Raw genomic sequence first — 21,137 nt, 5'->3', positions numbered from 1 at the left:
ACATCTGTAAGCGCAGCAACTACGGCTTCATCTGCATACATCTCTGTTCGTTGCCTAATGGATTAACTATCATATTTTTTGAATTATTGTTGTAGTTAGATAGGGCAATTTCAGTTGGAGTTGCCTTTTGTTGTTTTGGTGTAAAACTTTTTCCTGCGTTGGTCTTTCGCTTGGAAAATGACTATTTTAAATCCATAACATTAAAAAGAGGGCTTAACGATGATCTCAAAATTGCTCAATATCATCTATCTCGTACTGCTGATCGTCTGCGTGTGCGTTCTCATTCGCGTCGTGAAGGCGGAACCGGCTGCTGTTCCTGTGGCCGCGTCTAACGGAGCAGTTGCATACGAAGTGCCGCGCATCGAAGTTTCGGCATCTGAAACCAAGAAGTTTGCTGCCGACAAGTTCGAGATGGGCTTTAGCCTTGAAATCCGCGGCAAGGACAAGGATGCGGTCTTTAAACGCATTGCCGAACGACGTTCCGTGATTCTGGAAAATGTCAAGCAGCTCGATATTCCGCAGTCCGATGTGGAGCAGAACAGCGTGGATATCCGCAAGGAATGGACTTACCGCAACAACAAACGCGAACTTGTCGGTTACGTGGCAACGCAGAGTTTTGTGATTACGGTGAACAGAAAGATTGATGCTGCTGCACTTGTGCAGGCGCTTTCTCCGGAACCGGATGTTGAAATCCATCGCACGTCGGCTGGGCTCAAGGATGAAAACGCCGTTCAGTCGAAGGTTGTCAAGGCTGTGGGCGAAAAAGCTAAGGCAAAAGCTAAAGATTACGCCGATGGCGTAGGCGCAACGCTTGGTCGCGTGTTGCAAATCAACGGCGAAGGTGGCGGTATTTACTACAGGCCGATTCGCCTCCGCACGAATGGTCTCATGATGGCAAAATCTGCTATGCTTGATGGCGCTGTCGCAGAATCGGCCCCCGACGAAAGTGCCATTGCAGATTCCGTCGAGGTGAGCGCTTCTGTCCGCGTCGTCTTTGAACTAAAGTAGTTCTAACAAACTTTCTTCATATTCCTGGGCCGCCTTATCAAGGGTGGCTTTTGTCGTATCCGGGCTGCAACCGTAGAATCCGAGCGGTTTAAACCACTTCATGCCGGCGGCGTTTGCAGTCATTTCGAACGGGATGAGCATTTCTTCGGCGGTGTAGCGGTTAAGCCCTTCGTGCGTGTAGTGCTCTGCGGCGGCGCCTGCGGTAAATACGACGCGTACGGGCATGCCCTTCAAGAAGTTGTCCGCGCTGTAGACTATCGGGCTCATGACTTGGTCTTGCCAGTCGCGCAAACTGGCGGGGGAGTTATACCAATATATAGGGAACTGCCAAACAATCGCCTTGGACTCCTTCAACAATTTTTTTTCGGCTTCCAGGTCGAAGTAGCCATTAACTCGATTTTTGTCAAGGTGGTGAAACACAAAATTGGGATTTTTTCTGTTGATATCCACTAAGTGTTTGTTGAACATGGAGTTAGAAATGTTCGGATGCGATAGAAGAATTGTGATTTGATTGTTCATTATTTTTTTTCTGTTGATAAGTTGAGGAAATATTATAAAAAAATTACATCTTACGTGCAAAAAATCTTCCAAAATGTTCTGTTATTTATTATACTTGTAGTGGGTTGACCTACATCTTGTGGGTGTGGTCCGAACTCCAACACAAGATATAGTAAAATTGAATGGATTTGACTATATTTGAGGAAACGGGATATTAAGGTTATTTTTAGATGATTTTTACTGTCAAAAAGCGCGACGGCCGCGAGATGCCGTTCAACATCGAAAAGATTGCAGACGCTGTAATCAAGGCGTTTAGAGCCTCTGGCGAATTGGATGAACAGATAAAGGCTTCCCAAGCTCAGATGAATTTGCTCGGAAGCGATGACCTTCTGACAAACGTTGCTCTTAAGGTTGCTGCCGAAGCCGTTGGCCATCTCGAATCCGAAAACAAGACGAAGCCGGATATCGAAGAAATCCAGGACGCCGTCGAAAAGGCTTTGACCGAAGGTGGTTACGCCGATACCGCCAAGAGCTATATCTTGTACCGTGCCGAACGTACGCGCGTGCGTGAAGTGAACACTCGCCTCATGCAGACGCTTCACGACATTACGTTCAGCTCGGCCAAGGAATCCGACCTCAAGCGCGAAAACGCCAATATCGACGGCGATACCGCTATGGGCACCATGCTCAAGTACGGTTCCGAATCCGCTAAGCACTTCTACACGATGATGATGCTCAAGCCGGAACACAGCCGCGCCCACATGGATGGTGATATCCATATTCATGACCTTGATTTCTATTCTCTCACCATGACTTGCTGCCAGATCGACTTGATTAAGTTGTTCAAGAATGGCTTCAATACGGGTCATGGCCACTTGCGCGAACCGAAGGATATCCGCAGCTACGCCGCTTTGGCTGCTATCGCCATTCAGAGTAATCAGAACGATCAGCATGGTGGACAGTCCGTGCCGAACTTTGATTACGCCATGGCAAACGGTGTGCGCATCACGTACCGCAAGGCTTACCTTTCGAACATGGTCAAGGCGCTCATGCTTTTGACGGGCAAGACCGAAGAAGAAATCCAGCCGGTGGTGAAAAAGCTCCACGGCGAAATGGCTGAAATGGGTATGGTGGCAACGCTCGTGCCGAATGAAAAGTTCCAGACAACTGAAGTCCACGAACTTTCCAAAACTTATGACGCCGAAACGGTAAAGAACGCCCAGAAGTTTGCCGAAAAGATGGCTTACGAAGAAACCGACAAGGCAACGTTCCAGGCCATGGAAGCTTTTGTCCACAACTTGAACTCCATGCACAGCCGCGCTGGTGCCCAGACTCCGTTCTCTAGCATCAACTATGGTATGTGCACGGAACCGGAAGCCCGCATGGTCATGAAGAACTTGCTCCTCACGACCGAAGAAGGCCTCGGTGGTGGCGAAACGGCTATCTTCCCGATTCAGATTTTCCGCGTCAAGGACGGCATCAACCTCAATCCGGGCGAACCGAACTACGATTTGTTCAAGCTCGCTTGCCGCGTGAGTGCAAAGCGCTTGTTCCCGAACTTTAGCTTCCAGGACGCTCCGTATAACCTGCAATACTACAAACCGGGTCATCCGGAAACCGAAATTTCGTACATGGGCTGCCGTACCCGCGTGATTGGCAACCACTACGACCCGAGCCGCGAAATCTCTTATGGCCGTGGCAACTTGAGCTTTACCTCGATTAACCTCCCGCGTATCGCTATCAAGATGAAGTCTGTGGACTTGTTCTTCAAGGAACTCGACCGCATGATGCAACTCGTGAGCGACCAGCTCATGGAACGTTTTGCCGTGCAGAGCCGCCGCAAGGTCAAGAACTTCCCGTTCCTCATGGGACAGGGCGTGTGGATTGATTCCGATAAACTCGGCTGGGAAGATACCGTGGGCGAAGTCATCAAGCATGGTACGCTCTCGATTGGCTTTATCGGCCTTGCCGAAACCTTGGTAATGCTTACGGGCAAGCATCATGGCGAATCCGAAGCTTCTCAGGAACTCGGTCTCAAGATTATCGGCCACATGCGCGAATTCTGCGACAAGGAATCCGAACGTTTGGGCCTCAACTTCAGCTTGCTTGCTACGCCTGCAGAAGGCCTTTCGGGCCGCTTTGTGCGTATGGACAAGAAGAAGTTTGGCATTATCCCGGGCGTTACCGACCGCGATTACTACACTAACTCTTTCCACGTGCCGGTTTACTACAGAATCTCGGCTTTCAAGAAGCTCTCGCTCGAAGCTCCGTACCACGCGCTCACCAACGCTGGCCACATCAGCTACATCGAACTCGATGGCGACCCGACGCAGAACTTGGATGCTTTCGAAAAGATTGTGAAGCACATGGCAAAGGTGGGTATCGGTTATGGTTCCATCAACCATCCGGTGGACCGCGACCCGGTTTGCGGCTTCGTGGGTGTGATTGGCGATGTTTGCCCGCGTTGCGGACGTAGCGAAGGCCATGCGATTTCTTGCGAAAAGCTCGAAGAACTTAGAAAGAAATTCCCTGGAATGCCCGCATTCAGAGGAATCAGATAATTTTACAAGGAGTGCAAAAAATGTCAGAAAAAGAAATGTCTCAGTATGGTGAAGGAATCGGATTCGAACGCATCCGCCGCATTACTGGTTACCTCGTCGGTACAGTCGACCGCTTCAACAACGCCAAGCGCGCTGAAGTCAACGATCGCGTAAAGCACGGCGTATAAGATGGATGAATATCCTCCACTGCGGATTGCAGGGATTGAGCCCGAATCATTCGTGGACGGTCCCGGAATCCGCTTGACTGTGTTTACTCAGGGCTGTCACCACAACTGCCCGGGTTGCCAGAATCCGCAGACGCACGATTTTGAGGGCGGACACTTTATCGAGCGCGAAGCGATCATCACGATGATCAAGGAAAATCCGTTGCTCGATGGCGTGACGTTTAGCGGAGGCGATCCGATGGACCAGGCGGCGGCACTTGTTCCGCTTGCACGCGAAATCAAGGAACGCGGTCTCAATCTCGTGATTTTCACGGGGTACACGTACGAACAGCTGATGAAGCTTACGCCCGAAAAACCGGAGCTCTTTGAATTGCTCTCGTTTGCGGACATCCTCATCGACGGTCCGTTTATCATGGCGAAAAAATCGCTGGACATTAAGTTCAGAGGTTCTTGGAACCAGCGCATTATCGATGTGCAAAAGAGTCTTGTCGAAGGCCACGTGGTCATCCACCAGATTCAATTGGACGAGATGGCGGAACACCCCGACAGGGAATACAATACGTAAGCAAAAAGGACGAGATTGAACTCGTCCTTTTTTTCATTAGTCTTGCAAACGGTTGTTGGCAAAATGCAGGGCCCGACAAGCGACCCCTTGTTTTTGAAAATTGAACATTTTATATTATAGACACCACCGTAGAAGTGTGTTGCCGGGTTTCACCTGTCTAGTGATGCTCCATAGTTAATATATCCGTTACTTATATGAAATAAACAAAGGACAAAGCTATGGCCAGACCCATTCGTGAAACTCCTATACTCTTTGGTGAGGATGCCCGCCGTTTTCTTGCAGCAATGAAGGAACGTCGTCCCGAACCTCCAGAAATTCGTGCCCGCCGCTTGCGGAACTACGAATTTATGAAAAAGGCTTATGAACTGGGCATGGCCGAAAAGCGTGCTCGCGAAGAAGCCAATGGAGGTATTGATCCGTGGTTCAACAATACATAGAAAAGACAAAAATAAGATTTATTCGGTTAAATCCTGCAAATTCCGTTAAAGACTTTCGCTGTGGCGACCCCGATTTAGATGACTTTATTCAAAATCGTGCGTCGGGATTCCAAAAGCATTTGCTAGCCGTGAGTTATGCCTGTGCTGATGCCGAAACTGGGCGCATGCTGGCCTATTGCAGTTTGGCAAATGACAAAGTGGCCGTCGGAGATTTTAAGGATAAAACGGAGTTTAACCGTTTTCGCAAAAAGCAGGGATTCCCCAATGAAAAACGCTTGAAAAGCTATCCTGCGGTAAAGCTATGCCGTTTGGGCGTTGATGAATCTGCCAAAGGTCAACAAATTGGTACGACGGTCTTGGATTACATCAAGTCCATGTTCGTTTTTGAGAACAAGACTGGATGCCGGTTCCTGACGGTTGACGCATATTTGGAGGCTATTCCCTTTTACGAGAAAAATGGATTCCGCTTCATGAACGTAGAAGACCATGACCCGCATACACGTCTTATGTATTATGACCTGATGAATCTGTGTGCGTAGGTGAGTTATGAGTTGGGTGTTAAGGGTGCCGTGGGCATCCTTTTTTTATTAAATTGAAATAGGATCGTTTTTATAAATTGCTTTATATGTCTAGATTTTATCCGACTATTCTTTTTGCTATGATTTTGTTTTTTGTCAAACCTATGTTCGCGTATTATAGTGAATATAATGAAGTTGACGAACAGAAAGAGTCTAAGCTTTTGTATCACTCTGTTACGGATTCGGTACCTCCGTCATTAAATTACTATGCAAATTTATTCGTGTTTTCCGATGCTTTAACAGTTTTTCTTTGGCCTTGTAGTCTTGGATTTTGACATAGAGAAAGAGAATAGCTATCGTGGTTCTATGATGTTTAATTTTTCGTCGATTTTCAGATTTTATGATTTTCAAGACGAATGGGAAGGCTTTAAAAGTATTTGGAGTGTTGGGGTTGGCTATAGACAATATTTGGAAACGAATCTTTTCAGGGATGTTGTTTTTTTTCGAAAGTTCACGTAAAACATCGCAATGTTCCCTATAATAGCATGTCTATTTTTGTTCAAGTAATGGCATCTCCGTCTTTGTTGTATGATAATTATAGAGGAATAGAAGTGGATCTTGGAAAACATAGAAGTTTTGGTTGGGGAGGCAATGCAATTGGAAAATTAGGTGTGGTATGGAATTTGGGAAATTTTCTATGGGAAATAGGATTTTTTGGTGGATATCAATATTGGAATGGTGTTACAAGTTCGGTTTACGATAATGATGGAATTGCTTTTGTCGATGTGACCCCATCAAAAGGCCGTTGCTTTGGATTTGAGACAAAATTTGGGTTTTAGAATCGTTATATTTATCACATGGTTATGAATATGTTTGGGAAGATTGTTTTGGCTGCGGTTGCTGTGTCGTCAGCAATGGTGGTGTCGGCGTTTGCGGCGGGCAAGGTCGCTTGCGTTGGCAATAGCATCACGTTTGGTTATGGGATTGAGTCCTGGCCGGATCAGACGAGTTATCCGCATCATTTGCAGGGGTTGCTGCGTGATGGCGGTGCAATGGCGGATACGGTCGAGAATTTCGGCGTGAGCGGGCTTACGGTCCGCAAGGACGATCAGGCTTCGTATTGGAAGGGTTACCGCTTTGCGCCGGCGATTGAATTTGCGGCGGATACGGTTATCATTGAACTGGGTACGAATGATTCGAAATCGTACACGACTTGGAATACTCCGGCGCAGGATGCTGCGGTGGACTCTGCGATTACGGCGGATTTTGAGGCGTTGATTGACACGTTTCAGGTGAAATCGAAACCGCATATTTTTATTTGCTTGGCACCTTATGTGAACAACGTAGAATGGAATATTCTTGATACGGCGGTCGTGAATCGCGTGAACCCTGCGATTTTGCGTGCTGGGCTCGAAAAGGGCGTGAACGTGATTGACTTGCATTCTCGTTTTAGCGCACTTGAAAATCCGAGCTGGTATTTGGAAGATATGGTGCATCCGTCTGTTGAGGGCGCAAAGCACTTGGCCGAAATTGTGTATGCCCATTTGCAGATGGATACGTTGCATGTAACGCAGGATGGCTCGACGCTCAAGGCTCCGAAGGGCTTTGGTTACCAGTGGTACAAAGACGGAAAACTCCTCGAAGGTGAAACTCTTGAAACGCTTGTGGTTACGGGCGAGGGCGAGTATAAGGTCTCTGTGAGGTTGTCCGCGAATGCACATTCAAGGATTGTGACTGCTCCGTTGAAAGTCGAAAAGACGACTGCCTTGAAGCCGGGGGCTCGTGTCGTTCGCGAAAATTCGGCGGCAACTGCGAACATGGCTAAATCGGCGCTACGCTTTGATGCTCAAGGCCGTGTTCTGAATACTCGCGGACCATCGCATCAAAAGGTCTATCGGAAACGGTAGTTTCTGATAAGGAAAGGTGATCCCGGCACAAGGCCGGGATGACAAAAAGGTCGGCATGACATGCTGAAAAGGGAACGACCGGAGTCGTTCCCTATATGTTTGAGAGATGGACCTGTTCCCGTAGCATCGCTAGAGCTTGTTTTGGTGTGGGGCTTTTATAGCTCAATCCGATGCTAGAGCAAAATTCCTTTTTTTATAAAGATAGATGCGGATGCCCTAAATGTCGAGGGAAAACAGGTGCCTCGGGAACAAAGCGTCCTCGGTAGACAACGATTTTGATGCTGTTTTTGGGGCTTTTTTACCGAATATCGGCTTTACAATATATTTTTAGAGTATGAAATCCAGTGCAGAAAAATCGCAGCCTGAAGAACGTCTCGGTTCTATCCCTCCGAAGCGCATGTCGGTTTTTGAATTTGATGATTACCGCGCTTATTTGCGGCACTATTTTGAGTGTGCGCAAGCCTTGAACCGCCGTTATTCGCTGCGGAGTTTCTCGGACAAGCTGGGATTTTCGTCCAAGGATTTTATTTCGCGTGTGATGAAGGGCGAAAAGAGCCTCACTCCGGCAAGCATTGCAAAAATAGTCGGTGGCTTGCAATTCGATGAAAGCGAGGCCGCGTATTTCGAGGCTATGGTGCTGTTCTGCCAGGCGTCCAACGACGATGAGCGTGAAAACTACAAGAAGCGCATGGAAGAAATCACGGCGACTTACCGTTTTACGCAGCAGATGCTTTTGACTCGTGCGTACCAGTATGAAGTTTATTCGCACTGGTACTATTCTGCAATTCGTTCAATTATCGGGATGATTGGTTTTGATGGCGATTACGATGCTCTCGGGGCGCGCTTGATGCCGCCGATTTCTGGAGAGCAGGCGCGGCAGGCGGTGGATTTGCTGGAACGCGTCGGGCTGATCAAGAAGGACGCCAAGGGCAACTGGATTTTGAACAATCCGGCGATTAGCACAGGCGACAAGGTCATCCAGCAGGCGTTTATCAATTACCACAAGGAATTTATTGATCTCGCAAAGGAGTCCATTACCAATGTTCCTTCGACCGAAAGGAACGTGAGCAGTGTGACTCTCGGCATTTCGGAGGCATCTTACAAGAAGATTGTCAAGTGCATCAATGAATTCCGCAAAAAAATTTCTATGATTGCTAATGAGGACGAGGATGGTGGCCGCGTTTTCCAGATGAATATCCAGATTTTCCCGTTGTCCAAGTGAGGATGCCATGAAACGAAATACTCGATTGGCTAAATCGGCGGTTTCTGCATTGTTCGTGTTGCAGGCGTTGCTTGCAATGGTTTTCCTCGTATCTTGCTCCGACAATAAGGTGGCGGGCGGAAACAGCTCTGAAGTCGGTTCCCCGGAATTGATGGGTACGCTTGCGTACGATGATGGAACTAGCAATCCGATTTATCTTAGACGTGCTGCTTATGCTCGTGTTTACTGTGTTCCGCTAGATTACGATCCGGCAAAAGATGATAGCACGGCCTACTATTCTACGACTGCGGATTCCATGGGGCATTATGAATTCGACCATGTTCCCGATGGCTTGTATAACATAGAAGCGTTCTACGAAGATTCGGAAAAGTCGTTTGCGCTCCGTGAATCGGGTGTCAAAATTGCGAACGAATCGACTTTGTCCATGAATCTCGACATTCCTAAAAGCCATGAAATTAGAGTCCGTTTTAAAGATGTTAAAGACTCGGTGGCGAATCTTTCTATAGTCGGGTCCACTTACAAGTCGACTGCAAAAATTGAAACTGATGATTTGGGGACGTATGCCTCTTTTGTTGGGGTGCCTGCTTCGTACTACGATTCTTTGCAGATTAGCATGAGTAGCGGTTCTAAAAGCATCAATGCGGTTTTTGTCGACAAATACTATGCGTTCCAGGATGTTTTCTACGATGATACGGTTCACACTTTAGAAATCCCGCTGAACACGACGGCGAAGGGCGCTGACTTGCACGATACTATCGAGGGCTTTCCGCTTTATGTGCGCTTGAGCGACTTGAATGCAAAAGACCGGGAATCGCTTGTTAGGAATCTTTATTCGCTTGAAGTTTATTTGGAACCGGCTTCGGACTGGACTACTTATCAAACGGTTTCCGATGAGATTGAGGGGACTGTTGGGCTGTGGGTTCGCCTGACGACGCTTTACCCGCAAAGGGAAATGCAAAAGCTTGTTTTTCGCTGGACAGAAAATAGCGAAGTTCTAAACAAGACGAATGCACCTAGCAAAGTGAATGCGCCGATGTACTTGAAGCGTGCTGACGATCCGTTCTCGTTCTCGGAAGGCTTTGTGGTTGCATGGAATTTCGACGAAACCGAATTCCCGGAATCGACTATTACAGATGTTGGCGATTTTACGTTCCAAGGGCATGTGACGGATGTTGCTACGGGCGATGGGATTATTGGCGGGGCGTTCTACTTTAACGGAAAAACTTCGTTTATTGAAGTTGAAGAATCCGCAGACCATTGGGCCTTTGCGTTAACGGATACTTCCAACTTTACCGCTTCGTTCTGGGTGAATGCTGAAGATACTTCGACATCGCGGTTTATTTGGGGCAAGTCCGAATCGGAATACCACTTCAAGTACCAGGCTGGCGATAGCGACCGTTCTAGCTGGATGTACAAGGAACTCGACGAATCGGATTTGGATCATTGGTATGAGGCGAGCATCGCGATTGCGCCGGAAACTGATTACAAGCAATGGGTTCACTTTATGGTGGTGAAGTCCGGCGATTCGACTGCAATTTACAGGAATGGCGTTCTCGAAGATGTTCAAGTGGGGCGCAACCATACGGATGACAAGAGATTTGCTGATGGTCCGTTTGTCATTGGCGCCCGCAAGCAGTCCAGCGGAAAGGTGGACCGCGTTTTCAAGGGCTGGATTGATGAACTGTATTTCTTGAATGCTGCAAAAAGTAGCGAATGGGCAAGACTCATTTACTTGAACCAAAAGCCCTCCGGCTACTGGCCGAAATAAATTTGGTCGTTAGTCATTAGTTATTAGTCAATAATGATGAAAATCGTCGCATGCCTGTGCTGAAATGCCCGCGCATTTTGCGACTCGTCATCCTCTGAGCTAACCCAGTTTTTCGGTGAGTCTCGTGTAGCGGCGGGTGCTGCGGTTGTTGCGCACGGCTTGATAGAACGCTCCCGGTGCAGACAAAATCCACACATGGCCTTTCGCACGCGTGATGGCGGTGTAGATGAGGTTCCTTTGCAGCATGATGCTGTGGCTTGAATCTAGCACGACGATGACGGCGGGGTATTCGCTACCCTGGCTCTTGTGAATGGTGCAGGCGTACGCAAGGATAAGTTCATCGGCTTCGTCGGGCTCGTAATCGACAGTCTTGTCATCGTAAAAGACGGTGATTTTTTTCGTGTCTTTCCCGATTTTGTAGATGATACCGACGTCTCCGTTAAACACGTTCTTGTCGTAGTTGTTGCGGATTTGCATCACGCGGTCGCCGGTACTCCAGTTGCCGCTCGCGATTTTAATGCGTTCCTTGCCGGGGTTCAAGAGGTCTTGCAAGAAGTTGTTTAGCTCGTAAATGCCGAGCGGTCCTTTGCGCATCGGCGTGAGGAGCTGCATCTCTTGCGTATCGATGTCGATTTTTTCCTTGATGCCGCGCGTGACGAGGCGGGCGATGATGTCTTTAGCTTCATCGGCCGACTCGTAAGGCAAAAAGTGGAAGTTCGTGCCTTCGATGGGCGAGGGGCTAATGCCCTGATTGATTTTCGATGCTTTGTCGGCGATGTCGTTTCCGCCGGCCTGGCGGAAAATGTGCTGAAGGCGGGTGCTCGGAATCTTGGGGCAACGCAACAAGTCGTTCAGCACATTGCCAGCTCCCACGCTGGGGAGCTGGTCGGCATCGCCTACGAGAACAATTCGCGCGTTGAGTGGCGTCGCTTCGAGGAGCGAGGCGGCAAGCCACGTATCGACCATACTGAATTCATCGACAATGAGCAAATTGCATTGGAGCTTGTTGTCGCCATCGCGGTGGAACTTGCCCGAAATCGGGTCCACTTCGAGCAATCGGTGAATTGTGCGGGCTTTCTCGCCGCAGCATTCGCCCATGCGTTTGGCAGCGCGCCCTGTCGGGGCCGTGAGGCTTACACATTCTTCCATTTGGCGGGCGAGGTACAAAATTCCCTTAAGGATTGTCGTCTTGCCTGTGCCGGGTCCACCCGTGATGATGGAAATCTTTCGCGAGAGCGCCATCTGGATGGCTCGCCTTTGAATGGGATCAAAGCTGAACTTGTGTTCGCGTTCCCACTGCGCAAGGTTGTTTTCAAAGTTGTCTATTGGCAGTTCGTTGTATCGCAAACGGAGCTTGATGTTGTCTGCGATGCGCTGCTCCGCGTTATACAGCGGCGGGAAATAGCAATCGTCGCCTTCGCGCTTGATACGCCCAATTTCACTTGCTTTTTCAAATTCGTCGAGGAGCGTGTTGATGGGACTGTCGTCGTCAGGTTGCAAACGCAAATTGCGGAACGTGCGTTCCAGGAGTACGTTCTTTGGCAAAAACACATGCCCGTCGCTGACGGACGCTTCTTGCAATGTGTAAAGCAATGCCGCTTGAAAACGCTCGGGACTGTCTTTCGGGAATCCGACTTTCTGTGCGATTTCGTCGGCCTTCAAGAATCCGATGCCCCAGACTTCTTCGCAGAGCATGTACGGGTTCTGTGTGATGCGTTCAATTGTCGCTTGCCCGAACTTGTTCCAAAGACGCTTCGCTACACTGCCGACAATTTCGTGCTTGTACAAGAACAGCATCGTTTCGCGGCTGTGACGCGCTTCTTGCCAACGTGCCAAAAAAGCTTCCACCTTGCGGGCGGGGAAACCTTTGATTTTCACTGCGCGAAACTTGTCCGGATTGTTGTCGAGAATGTCGGCGGTATCATCGCCAAAAGCTTCCACAATGCGTTCGGCAATCTTTTGTCCCACGCCTGGGAATTGTCCGCTCGCCAAGTATTCAAGGATATCGTTATCGTCTGTGGCGAGGTATTCAAAAGAAGTCGCCTGGAACTGCTTTCCGTATTTCGGATGCGAACCCCAGTCGCCTTCTACAGAGATTGTTTCGCCAGGTTGCAAAGCGGGGAAAGTTCCCGTGACGACAACGACTTTCTTGCTTTCTATATCGTTCAGACGCATCACGGTAAAGCCATTTTGCTGGCTATGGAACGTGATGCTTTTGATTGAACCTTTTACTTGCACGAATCTTGCGACGTTTATTTTTGCGGCGCTAGTTTAGTTTGCGAATCTCGATTTTACTGAGCCTTCGGAATTTTACCTTCGTCCAGTTCCGGTCTCCAAACATCGGCATCGAAACCAGGCATCTTGGTAAGCTCCTTGCCGCGAACGCAGAGGAAGAATCCGAGAATAGCAGCGTCATGGAGTGCAATCACGAGGGCCGTCTTGTAGTCGAGACCAAATCCGAGAGGAGCGCCCTTGAGGTTTTCCGGGCTCACCCAAAGGATGTAATCGGTTGTAATGAACGTCATGAACATGCACGGAATCAGCGCAATCCAGAAGTTTTTCTTTTTACTGCGGAGGTAAACAGTTGCCACGCAGAGACTGCAAACGGCCATGAGCTGGTTGCTCCAGCTGAAGTAATTCCACAAGATGTTGAAACCTTCGGGGTTCAAGTTGCTCCAGAAGATAATCACGGCGCAGAGGGCGAACATCGGAACCGTGAGGATCAAACGGTTACGTACTGAGGTCTGTTCAAGGCCCGTAAGTTCAGCAATCGTAAGGCGGAGGCTACGGAGGCTGGTGTCGCCACTTGTAATGGCAAGGATAATCACTCCCACAACCACGAGAATCGAAATTGGAGCCCACGGAATCACGGTCGAAACGAGAACGCTCAAGACCTTCACGCCCGAAGCGCCTGTCAAAAGTTCCGGCATCTGGTGGTAAATGAACATGCCACCTGCAGCCCAAATCATACCAATCAAACCTTCAATAATCATCATGCCGTAGAATGTCTGGCGACCGGTCTTTTCGGTGACTTCAGTGCGTGCAACGAGCGGGCTTTGCGTGCTGTGGAAGCCGCTGATGATGCCGCAAGCAATCGTTACGAAGAGCATCGGGATGATCGGCTGGCCTGCCGGATGCTTGTGGAAGTTGCTCATGATGTCTGCAAAGCAGAATTCATCGAGGACGTTCAAGTTCGGGATGATGCCCACGAAAATAGCGAGGGAGGCGAGAATCAAGAGGGCGCCAAAAACCGGGTAGATGCGGCCGATAATCTTGTCAATCGGGAAGAAGGTGCTGATGAAGTAGTAGGCAAAAATGACGGCGACGGCAATCCAGAAAAGAGTCGGCGAAACGTGGCTGCCTGCGAGAATCGGCGTATTCACGAGTGCTGCCGGAGTGTTGGTGAACACGGCGCCAACGAGAATGAGCGCGACCGAGATAAGTGTCATCACAAGCTTTGCCGGACCCTTGCCCAAGAACTTACGGGAGAGTGCCGGAACGTTGTAACCGTTGTTGCGCATGCTAATCATGCCACTGAAGTAGTCGTGCACTGCGCCGCCGAGGACGTTTCCGAGTGGGAGCAAGATGAACACGATGGCGCCAAACTTGATGCCAAGAATCACGCCAATCACAGGGCCAATGCCTGCAATGTTCAAAAGTTGAATGAGAACGTTTTTCCAGTGCGGCATCGGGACGCGGTCAACGCCATCCGGGTTTGCGAGCGCGGGTGTCTTGCGGTCATCGGGACCGAACACGCGTTCGACGAACTTGCCGTAGGTGAAATATCCAAGGATGAGGATTGCAACACCAATTAGGAATGTTATCATTTTTTGTGCCTTCTTTTTTTATTTAGAACTGTACCATTGCATTGATAGATACAGCTATGTATGTTTGCCAAATATAGTTTTTGATATCTACGGTACCACTGTTCTTTGTGTTGACCGCTTTATACCAGGTTTCGAAAACTCGTAATGATGGCATGAGTCCGAAATTTTCTGTCAGGTAGTAACGCATGTTTGTGACAATGGCAACTCCGGAACCCATGAAGTTCGTATCGAAAAATCCTTTGACGCTAGTGGTATTCTTTTCGATTTTAAGATTGGTATAGGAATATCCAAGACCTACGCCCACCTGGAACCTTTCAGGGTAGAAAAAGTTATAAGTGAATTCTGCACCGATACGCATGTAGCGCATATCCTGTTCTTTGGGAAGGTCCTTAATGGCAGTTTCTTCGGTCCAATATTGAAAAGACAAAGCAAGAGTAAATTCGCGGATGTTCACGCCGATGTTATAGTCGGGAGAAAGGAGAATTTTTGCGGTTGGCATATTGACGGTTTCTGTGTAATTGTCTTCGTCTTGAATTGTTATATGACGATGGTGTAAACCGCCACGATTAGCAATGACGTTGAAACCGAGGCTTGCGTAATAAGAACGCTCCCATTGTGCGAAGTCGCTATCGCTAGGTTGTGCCCAAACAATCCCTGCCAAAAAAGCAATTGCCAATAGAAATTTTTTCATCTCAATCCTCCCTTAAAAAAATTGCACCCTTAATTTAGAAATTTAAGGGTGCCTTGGTATAATTTGTAATGGGTTATGGTGCTTTATTCGGCATATTTGAACATGGCGTCGATGCACTTCTTGGCCTTCACGCGCACGCCTTCGTCGAGCGAGATGTGTTCTGCCTTTTCGGGATGGCGGAGAGCTTCCAAGATGTTTTCGAGCGAGTTCGACTTCATGTACTTGCACATGCAGCAGCTACCGATAAAGTTCATGTCCGGATGTTCGTAGTGCATACGGGCATTGAGACCGCATTCCGTGAGGAGCAAAATGCAGCTGTCTTTGGGCTGCTGGTTGATGTAACTTACCATCTGGCCGGTACTTCCGACGTAGTCACTGAGCATGGCAACGGACGGGTTGCATTCCGGGTGGCTAATCACCTTGAGATTCGGGTTTTGGCTACGGAAGAACTGGATCAAATCCGGGTCGTAGTTTTCGTGAACGTAGCAGCAGCCGTTATAGAGCTTGATGTCCTTCTTGACACCGCGACGCTTCATTTCGTCGATGATGTTCTGGCCCATGAGAGCATCCGGAACAAAGAAAATCTTGTCGGATGGAATCGTTTCGACGATGTGCATCACGTTACCGCTAGTCACGCAGACGTCGCAGGCGGCCTTCACGTCGGCGGTCGTGTTGATGTAGCAGACAAACGTGTAGTCCGGATTCTGCTTGCGGAGTTCTTCGACGTCCTTGCCGGTAATGGAATCGGCGAGGCTACAACCCGTGAGCGGGCCCGGGATAATCACGTCCTTCTGCGGGTTCAAAATCTTGGCGGTTTCGCCCATGAAACGCACTGCAGAGAAGAGAATCGTCTTTTGCTGGACGGTTGTGGCGTCCTTGCTGAGCTTAAAGCTATCGCCAGTGAAGTCGGCAACGCCCAAAAGAATTTCAGGAGCGCAGTAGCTGTGGGCGAGGATAACGGTATCCTGCTGCTTCTTGAGTTCGTTGATTTCGTTGATGAGCGGGAGCATCTTTTCCACCTTTTCCATGGTATAGGTGCAAAGGGCTGCGCCCGGCTTGACGGACTTGAGACGATTGTAAAGTTCTTCTGCTGTCATTGTGTTACCTAGATTATTGCCTAGTTAAAAGATAGTAAATTAATACCCGGCCCATTCAGCGCTGATGGAGGGGCTAGCCTTGCGGATGTTCGATTCTTCGGGAGTCTCTTCCTTGCAGGCGATGTCGCCGCTTGCAATTCGTTCCTTGATTTCATCGAACGTCTTGGGCGGCACAGAATCGGGAGTGTTGTCGCCGAGCACTTTGCAGGGGGCGGCTTCGGATTCTTTTGCCTTGTCCTTGACGGGCGTGTATTCGCGGAGTGCGGGGATGCTGTAGAACTTGTCTTCTTCGGGGCACCAGGCGGTGAGAGCCTTGCCGTAAACGCAACCGGAATCGAGACCGATAAATCCAGGAATGTTCACGAAGCCCATTTTGGCCCAATGTCCAAAGATGACGAGCTTGTTCCACTTAACCTGTTCAAACCAGGGCTTGTCATTCCAGTAGCGGATGGAAAGGAGCACTTCGGGGCTCATGTCTTCGAGGCGAGTTTTGCCCGGTTCAAGTCCAGCGTGCACGAGCAATGCGTGCGGTGTGTCGCGCCAGAGCGGCCAGTTTTTTACGGTATCGCGGATGTAAACCCATTCATCGAGCGAGAGCGCTTTGAAGCGCTTCTTCTGCTTTTCGGTCCAGTTGCTCTTGGGCGTTTCCATCATGCGGATGAGATGTTCTTCGTGGTTTCCGCGGACGGTTAGAATACCTACTTCTTCGACGATTCGCATGGCGCGCATCATGTCGGGACCTTTGTTGATGATATCGCCGGTTTGGTAAATGGTATCGCTACCGCGCACAAAGCCGAATTGGTCTAGAATCGCAGAGAGTTCGTCTGCGCAACCATGAACATCACCGATATAGAGTGTACGTTTCATTGATCGCCTACAAATGCACTGCCTGTCGCAATTTGTTCAATTCGTTGGGCGTGAGTTCACGGAATTCGCCAGCGGGTAAGTCACCGAGCTGGATTTGGCAATAGCTTACGCGCTTAAGGTCGCGGATTTCATAGCCGACGGCACGCATCATGCGGCGGATTTCGCGGTTCTTGCCTTCGATAAGCACAAGTTCTGCAAATCCGTTTTCGAGATAAACGTCTGTTGCAAATGCGATTTCTTCCTGGGCATCCGGATCTTCCGGGTCGCGAATGTCAACACCTTCGACCAAGCGCTGGGCTGCTGATTCACTGAGCTGGCGCGTTGTCCACACGTAATAGCTGCGCGGTACTTCAAAACTCGGGTGCGTGAGGCGGTAAAGCAATTCGCCATCGTCAGTGAAAAGCAAGAGACCGCGGCTCTGCAAGTCGAGTCGTCCGACGTACTTGAAATTATGGTATCCCGGCGGCAAGTAATCGTAAACCGTGCGGCGGCCCTGCGGGTCGTCCTTGGTGCAAACGCAGCCGGCAGGCTTGTGGAACATGATGACCTTGGTCTTTTTGTTTGTGGGAACCTTTATGATTTTCCCATCAATCATCACCTGGTCCTTGAATTCATCCACTTGATGACCGAGGTCAGAGATTGTTTCTCCGTTCACCTGTACGCGACCGCCTGCGACGAGTTCGTCTGCGGCGCGGCGGCTAGCAAAACCACTGAGAGAAATGTACTTGTTTATACGCATAATCTTTTTGCTCTGTCATCCTGGAGCCTCGTAGAGGCGATTGGATCCATCAAGCATCTCCTTTATTTGTCAATGGTCATTAGTCATTGGTCTATGGTCAATAGCTATCGCAAACAACAAACAACTAATAACTAATGACTAACAACTAGCTTTTTAAAAATGCCGGGCGCTTCTTTGGCTTGGGTTCCGGTTCTTTTTCAGGCGGGTAGAGTAAACCGAAGCGGAGTCCTGCCGTACTGATCTTGAACGTTTCTACACGGAGCTTTTCGAGGAGCGAACGCAACCAGAACAAACCGCAAATGATGACTTCATGGCGGCCGTTTCCAAGTCCCGGGAGCATCGCGCGGAGTTCTTTCGAAAGGTTCGTGATGCGCGTGGTAACCGCTTCAAGGTCGGCGAGGCTCATTTCGAGACCTTCGATAGCCTTGTAGTCAAACGTTTGGCTGTTCAAGAAAACCATCGCAAGTGCGGTGCCTGTTCCACCGATAAGGTAGACGGGTTTTTTCGTCATGCCCTTGAAGGACAAGTCCTTGAACGTTTCCTTGATAAACTTCTTGTATTCCGGGCCGGGAATTGGGCCCATCGCCTTGAACATCTTGAGTGCGCCAACGGGAATCGAGAATGTAGTTTCGCCGTTGCTGAGTTCTGTAGAACCGCCACCGATGTCAATCGTGACGTTTCCTTCGCCGTGCCATTCCTTGACGGAGCGGTAGGTGAGCTTGCCTTCTTCTTCACCGGTGATGACGCGCGGCTTGACCCACACAGCTTTTTCAACTGCTTCAATCACTTCGTCCGGATTTGTTGCCTTGCGCATCGCTTCGGTCATTGCGACTGCTTTGAGGTCTGCGCCGAGGGCGTGCAAGTCCATGCGGAACTTGGTCATGATGTTGACGAGTTCCTGGATGCGTTCGGGTGTGATTTTCCCGTGTTCGTAAATGTCTTCGCCGAGGCGGCAGACTTCGACCTTCTGGAGTTTCGGCACGAGAATCTTGCGCGGAGCTACCGGCGTGTCGCTTGATGCGTCGGGAGTCTCGGAATTGGCGGGCGTTTCAGGTGCCGTCGGAGCTGCGGCGGGTGCGTCTTCGAACGCTGCGATTAGCAAAATGCAGCTGTGACTCCCGATGTCAATGGTTGCCTGGAGTTTATTTTCCACTTTCGGCCTCGTCCGTTTTTTCTTCTTGCTGATTCATCTTTTTCAGCATGATGTTCTTCATCTTTTCGGCGAGGGCGCCTGGATTTGTGAGGAACTGCTTGGCGTGAGCGATTGCTTCTTCGACGACGGATTCCGGGTACTTGGAACTCCATGCGGCGACGATGTCGCCAGTCGTGCTGCCGAGCGGTTTCTTTTCGCGAATTTCCTGGCCCATCTTGAGAGCGAGCAAAAGTCCGAGTTCAAATGCTTTCGGTTCTGCTTCGGCTTCAATCATCTTTTCGATGCGGGCGATGCGTTCTTCAAAGGGAATGTTCTGCGAATTGGTCAAATCTTTTTCTGAAATCATGCTAACAAAAATAGTAAACGTGGGGCGGAGCGCCAAAGGATATTATTGTTACAAAGGGTTTTGCTTGAATAGATTTAAAAAAGAACTTTATGCGGGCGGGGCCCCAGCTCGGAGTTGACGCCTACGGCGTCAGCGGCTTCACTTGGTCATGTGCGCCTGCAAGCAGTCGCCCGCGACTCTCGTTTTGCACGCTACTGCGAAGACAATACCTTGGCCGACGCTTTTGTCTTCTGACGTTGAGGTGTTATCTAAATGAGAGCTTTTGGCTCGCTTTTGTTGTCGAGATGCTTGTAATTGTTGTTATGGAATTTTTTTTGATAGACGAAGTAGTAAACGTGGGGCGGAGCGCCAATATAAAAAAAGACCCGCAGAGGTCTGCGGGTCAAAATCGTTGGGTCAAAAAGAAGATTACTTCTTGGCGGCCGGCTTCTTAGCGGCAGTCGGCTTCTTAGCAGCAGCCGGCTTCTTAGCAGCGGTCGGCTTCTTAGCAGCGGCCGGCTTCTTAGCAGCGGCCGGCTTCTTAGCAGCAGCGGGCTTCTTAGCAGCAGTCGGCTTTTTAGCAGCGGCCGGCTTCTTAGCAGCAGTCGGCTTCTTAGCGGCAGCGGGCTTCTTAGCAGCAGCCGGCTTCTTAGCGGCGGCGGGCTTCTTAGCAGCGGCCGGCTTCTTAGCGGCAGCGGGCTTCTTAGCGGCAGCGGGCTTCTTAGCAGCAGCGGGTTTCTTTGCAACAGTTTTTGTAGCCATTTTTTTTCTTCCTTTTTTGTTATTTATTTGTTGATACCTGAAAAATAACTTCTTTTTCACAAATAATCAACACATAATTTAAAAAAAAGTGATTTTTTTTTGAAAAAATTTTGTTATAGAAATCGCTTGATAGAAAAATGTTATCGTTAACTATTTTGAGTAAAATAAAATCGACCTCGCAAGAGATCGATTGTTGAAAAGAAAGTGTTTAATTTGTTTGAAATTTTGAATGTAACTAAGGCTCAACTACATTCTTGCCTTGACACTTTCGATGTATTTCTTAACTCCTTGAACACCAACGGAATACATGTCTGCAAACTTTGTCGCGAACGGTGGAATCTTGTTCGGGTGCATGCCAAGGGCATCGTGCATCACGAGAACATGACCGTCTGTGAACTTGCCACCACCAATGCCAATTGTCGGAATGCTGAGTTCGTCGGTGATTTTTTTGCCGAGTTCTTCGGGTATGTGCTCGAGAACGGTTTCGAAGCAAAGTCCTTCAACAAACTTGGCCGCTTCTTCAATGGCGCGAGCTTCTTCTTCGGTGCGGCCTTTCTGCTTGAAGTTTTCTGCGGTCTGCGGTAAAAGTCCAAGATGCCCGCAGACGGGAATTCCTTTTTCGTGCAAGAACTCAAGAACGCCAGCGGGTGTGCCTTCAATTTTTACGCTAGAGGCTCCCACATCCATGAGACGGCGGGCGTTGTCGTAAGCGGTTTGCGGATCTTTGTCGCTCAAGTAGGGCATGTCGGCGACTACGTGAGTGTTTGGGGCGCCACGGCAGACGGCTGCTGTGAAGATGAGCATTTCGGTCATGCCGATTTCACGCGTGCTCTTGTAACCGAGCATGGTGTTGGCGAGGCTATCGCCTACGAGAATCTGGTCAATTCCGGCGGCTTCTGCAATGTTTGCGAAAGCGAAGTCGTAGGCGGTGATCATGGAAATCATTTCGTGCTTGGATTTTTTTGCTTTGATATCTTCTGGTGTTAACATGATGACCTCTTCACTTAAACTTTTTAACTAGGGGCAAA

21 protein-coding genes are annotated in these 21,137 nt (G+C 49.2%); 10 read left to right on the top strand and 11 right to left on the bottom strand.

What is annotated here, in order from left to right; genetic code table 11:
* The first annotated feature begins 219 nt into the window (after positions 1-219).
* Complete coding sequence (locus tag BUA34_RS04370; RefSeq protein ID WP_072827516.1) at positions 220-1,008, top strand: SIMPL domain-containing protein; 789 nt, start codon at positions 220-222, stop codon at positions 1,006-1,008.
* Here the strand turns inward: BUA34_RS04370 and BUA34_RS04365 are convergent.
* Positions 1,000-1,527, bottom strand: a complete 528-nt coding sequence (locus tag BUA34_RS04365) for an NAD(P)H-dependent oxidoreductase (protein WP_072827515.1) — start codon at positions 1,525-1,527, stop codon at positions 1,000-1,002. The two genes, BUA34_RS04370 and BUA34_RS04365, sit on opposite strands and share 9 nt — an antisense overlap.
* A gap of 209 nt (positions 1,528-1,736) precedes the next feature.
* On the opposite strand from BUA34_RS04365, the gene BUA34_RS04360 reads away from it, so the two are divergent.
* The 9 genes from BUA34_RS04360 to BUA34_RS04320 all read left to right on the top strand — a co-directional run bounded on the left by BUA34_RS04360 (position 1,737) and on the right by BUA34_RS04320 (position 10,648).
* Positions 1,737-4,067, top strand: coding sequence for an anaerobic ribonucleoside triphosphate reductase (locus BUA34_RS04360; protein WP_072827514.1), 2,331 nt, complete (start codon positions 1,737-1,739; stop codon positions 4,065-4,067).
* Positions 4,068-4,087: 20 nt separating this feature from the next.
* Positions 4,088-4,234, top strand: coding sequence for an anaerobic ribonucleoside-triphosphate reductase (gene nrdD, locus BUA34_RS15690; RefSeq protein ID WP_072827513.1), 147 nt, complete (start codon positions 4,088-4,090; stop codon positions 4,232-4,234).
* Between the two features lies 1 nt (position 4,235).
* A complete protein-coding gene (gene nrdG, locus BUA34_RS04350) occupies positions 4,236-4,796 on the top strand; it encodes an anaerobic ribonucleoside-triphosphate reductase activating protein (protein WP_072827512.1) in 561 nt (186 codons plus the stop codon).
* 218 nt (positions 4,797-5,014) lie between these two features.
* Positions 5,015-5,233: a hypothetical protein gene (locus BUA34_RS04345; protein WP_072827511.1), complete on the top strand. Its 219-nt coding sequence runs from the start codon at positions 5,015-5,017 to the stop codon at positions 5,231-5,233.
* Positions 5,215-5,772 (top strand): GNAT family N-acetyltransferase, encoded by a 558-nt coding sequence (locus tag BUA34_RS04340; RefSeq protein WP_072827510.1) that lies wholly within the window; start codon positions 5,215-5,217, stop codon positions 5,770-5,772. The genes BUA34_RS04345 and BUA34_RS04340 overlap by 19 nt, the downstream gene beginning before the upstream one ends.
* A 524-nt stretch (positions 5,773-6,296) precedes the next feature.
* Positions 6,297-6,590: a hypothetical protein gene (locus tag BUA34_RS04335; protein WP_072827509.1), complete on the top strand. Its 294-nt coding sequence runs from the start codon at positions 6,297-6,299 to the stop codon at positions 6,588-6,590.
* A 30-nt stretch (positions 6,591-6,620) separates the two neighbouring features.
* Positions 6,621-7,658: a GDSL-type esterase/lipase family protein gene (locus tag BUA34_RS04330; RefSeq protein ID WP_254794322.1), complete on the top strand. Its 1,038-nt coding sequence runs from the start codon at positions 6,621-6,623 to the stop codon at positions 7,656-7,658.
* A 334-nt stretch (positions 7,659-7,992) separates the two neighbouring features.
* Positions 7,993-8,880: a TIGR02147 family protein gene (locus tag BUA34_RS04325; protein ID WP_083579728.1), complete on the top strand. Its 888-nt coding sequence runs from the start codon at positions 7,993-7,995 to the stop codon at positions 8,878-8,880.
* 7 nt (positions 8,881-8,887) lie between these two features.
* Positions 8,888-10,648 (top strand): LamG domain-containing protein, encoded by a 1,761-nt coding sequence (locus BUA34_RS04320; RefSeq protein WP_072827507.1) that lies wholly within the window; start codon positions 8,888-8,890, stop codon positions 10,646-10,648.
* A gap of 99 nt (positions 10,649-10,747) precedes the next feature.
* On the opposite strand, the gene BUA34_RS04315 is transcribed toward BUA34_RS04320, so the two are convergent.
* From BUA34_RS04315 to panB, 10 genes are all read right to left on the bottom strand, one after another.
* Entirely contained in the window at positions 10,748-12,886 is a 2,139-nt protein-coding gene (locus BUA34_RS04315) for an SF1B family DNA helicase RecD2 (protein ID WP_072827506.1), read from the bottom strand.
* Between the two features lie 53 nt (positions 12,887-12,939).
* Positions 12,940-14,475: a carbon starvation CstA family protein gene (locus BUA34_RS04310; protein WP_072827505.1), complete on the bottom strand. Its 1,536-nt coding sequence runs from the start codon at positions 14,473-14,475 to the stop codon at positions 12,940-12,942.
* Positions 14,476-14,497: 22 nt separating this feature from the next.
* Entirely contained in the window at positions 14,498-15,166 is a 669-nt protein-coding gene (locus BUA34_RS04305) for an outer membrane beta-barrel protein (RefSeq protein ID WP_072827504.1), read from the bottom strand.
* An 83-nt stretch (positions 15,167-15,249) separates the two neighbouring features.
* Positions 15,250-16,263 (bottom strand): quinolinate synthase NadA, encoded by a 1,014-nt coding sequence (nadA, locus tag BUA34_RS04300; protein WP_015732223.1) that lies wholly within the window; start codon positions 16,261-16,263, stop codon positions 15,250-15,252.
* Between the two features lie 39 nt (positions 16,264-16,302).
* Positions 16,303-17,130 (bottom strand): metallophosphoesterase, encoded by an 828-nt coding sequence (locus BUA34_RS04295; RefSeq protein ID WP_072827503.1) that lies wholly within the window; start codon positions 17,128-17,130, stop codon positions 16,303-16,305.
* Positions 17,131-17,137: 7 nt separating this feature from the next.
* A complete protein-coding gene (locus BUA34_RS04290) occupies positions 17,138-17,869 on the bottom strand; it encodes a pseudouridine synthase (protein ID WP_072827502.1) in 732 nt (243 codons plus the stop codon).
* A gap of 145 nt (positions 17,870-18,014) precedes the next feature.
* Complete coding sequence (locus BUA34_RS04285; protein WP_072827501.1) at positions 18,015-19,022, bottom strand: Ppx/GppA phosphatase family protein; 1,008 nt, start codon at positions 19,020-19,022, stop codon at positions 18,015-18,017.
* A complete protein-coding gene (locus tag BUA34_RS04280; protein WP_072827500.1) occupies positions 19,012-19,368 on the bottom strand; it encodes a hypothetical protein in 357 nt (118 codons plus the stop codon). Before BUA34_RS04280 ends, BUA34_RS04285 begins: the two co-directional genes overlap by 11 nt.
* A 408-nt stretch (positions 19,369-19,776) precedes the next feature.
* Entirely contained in the window at positions 19,777-20,109 is a 333-nt protein-coding gene (locus BUA34_RS04275; RefSeq protein ID WP_072827499.1) for a histone H1, read from the bottom strand.
* Positions 20,110-20,355: 246 nt separating this feature from the next.
* Positions 20,356-21,099, bottom strand: coding sequence for a 3-methyl-2-oxobutanoate hydroxymethyltransferase (gene panB, locus BUA34_RS04270; protein WP_072827498.1), 744 nt, complete (start codon positions 21,097-21,099; stop codon positions 20,356-20,358).
* Positions 21,100-21,137 lie beyond the last annotated feature (38 nt).

The sequence above is a fragment of the Fibrobacter sp. UWB12 genome, from assembly GCF_900142485.1.
GTDB lineage: Bacteria > Fibrobacterota > Fibrobacteria > Fibrobacterales > Fibrobacteraceae > Fibrobacter.
Note: the sequence above shows the minus strand (reverse complement) of the source record. Positions and strands in the feature narration are given on the sequence as shown.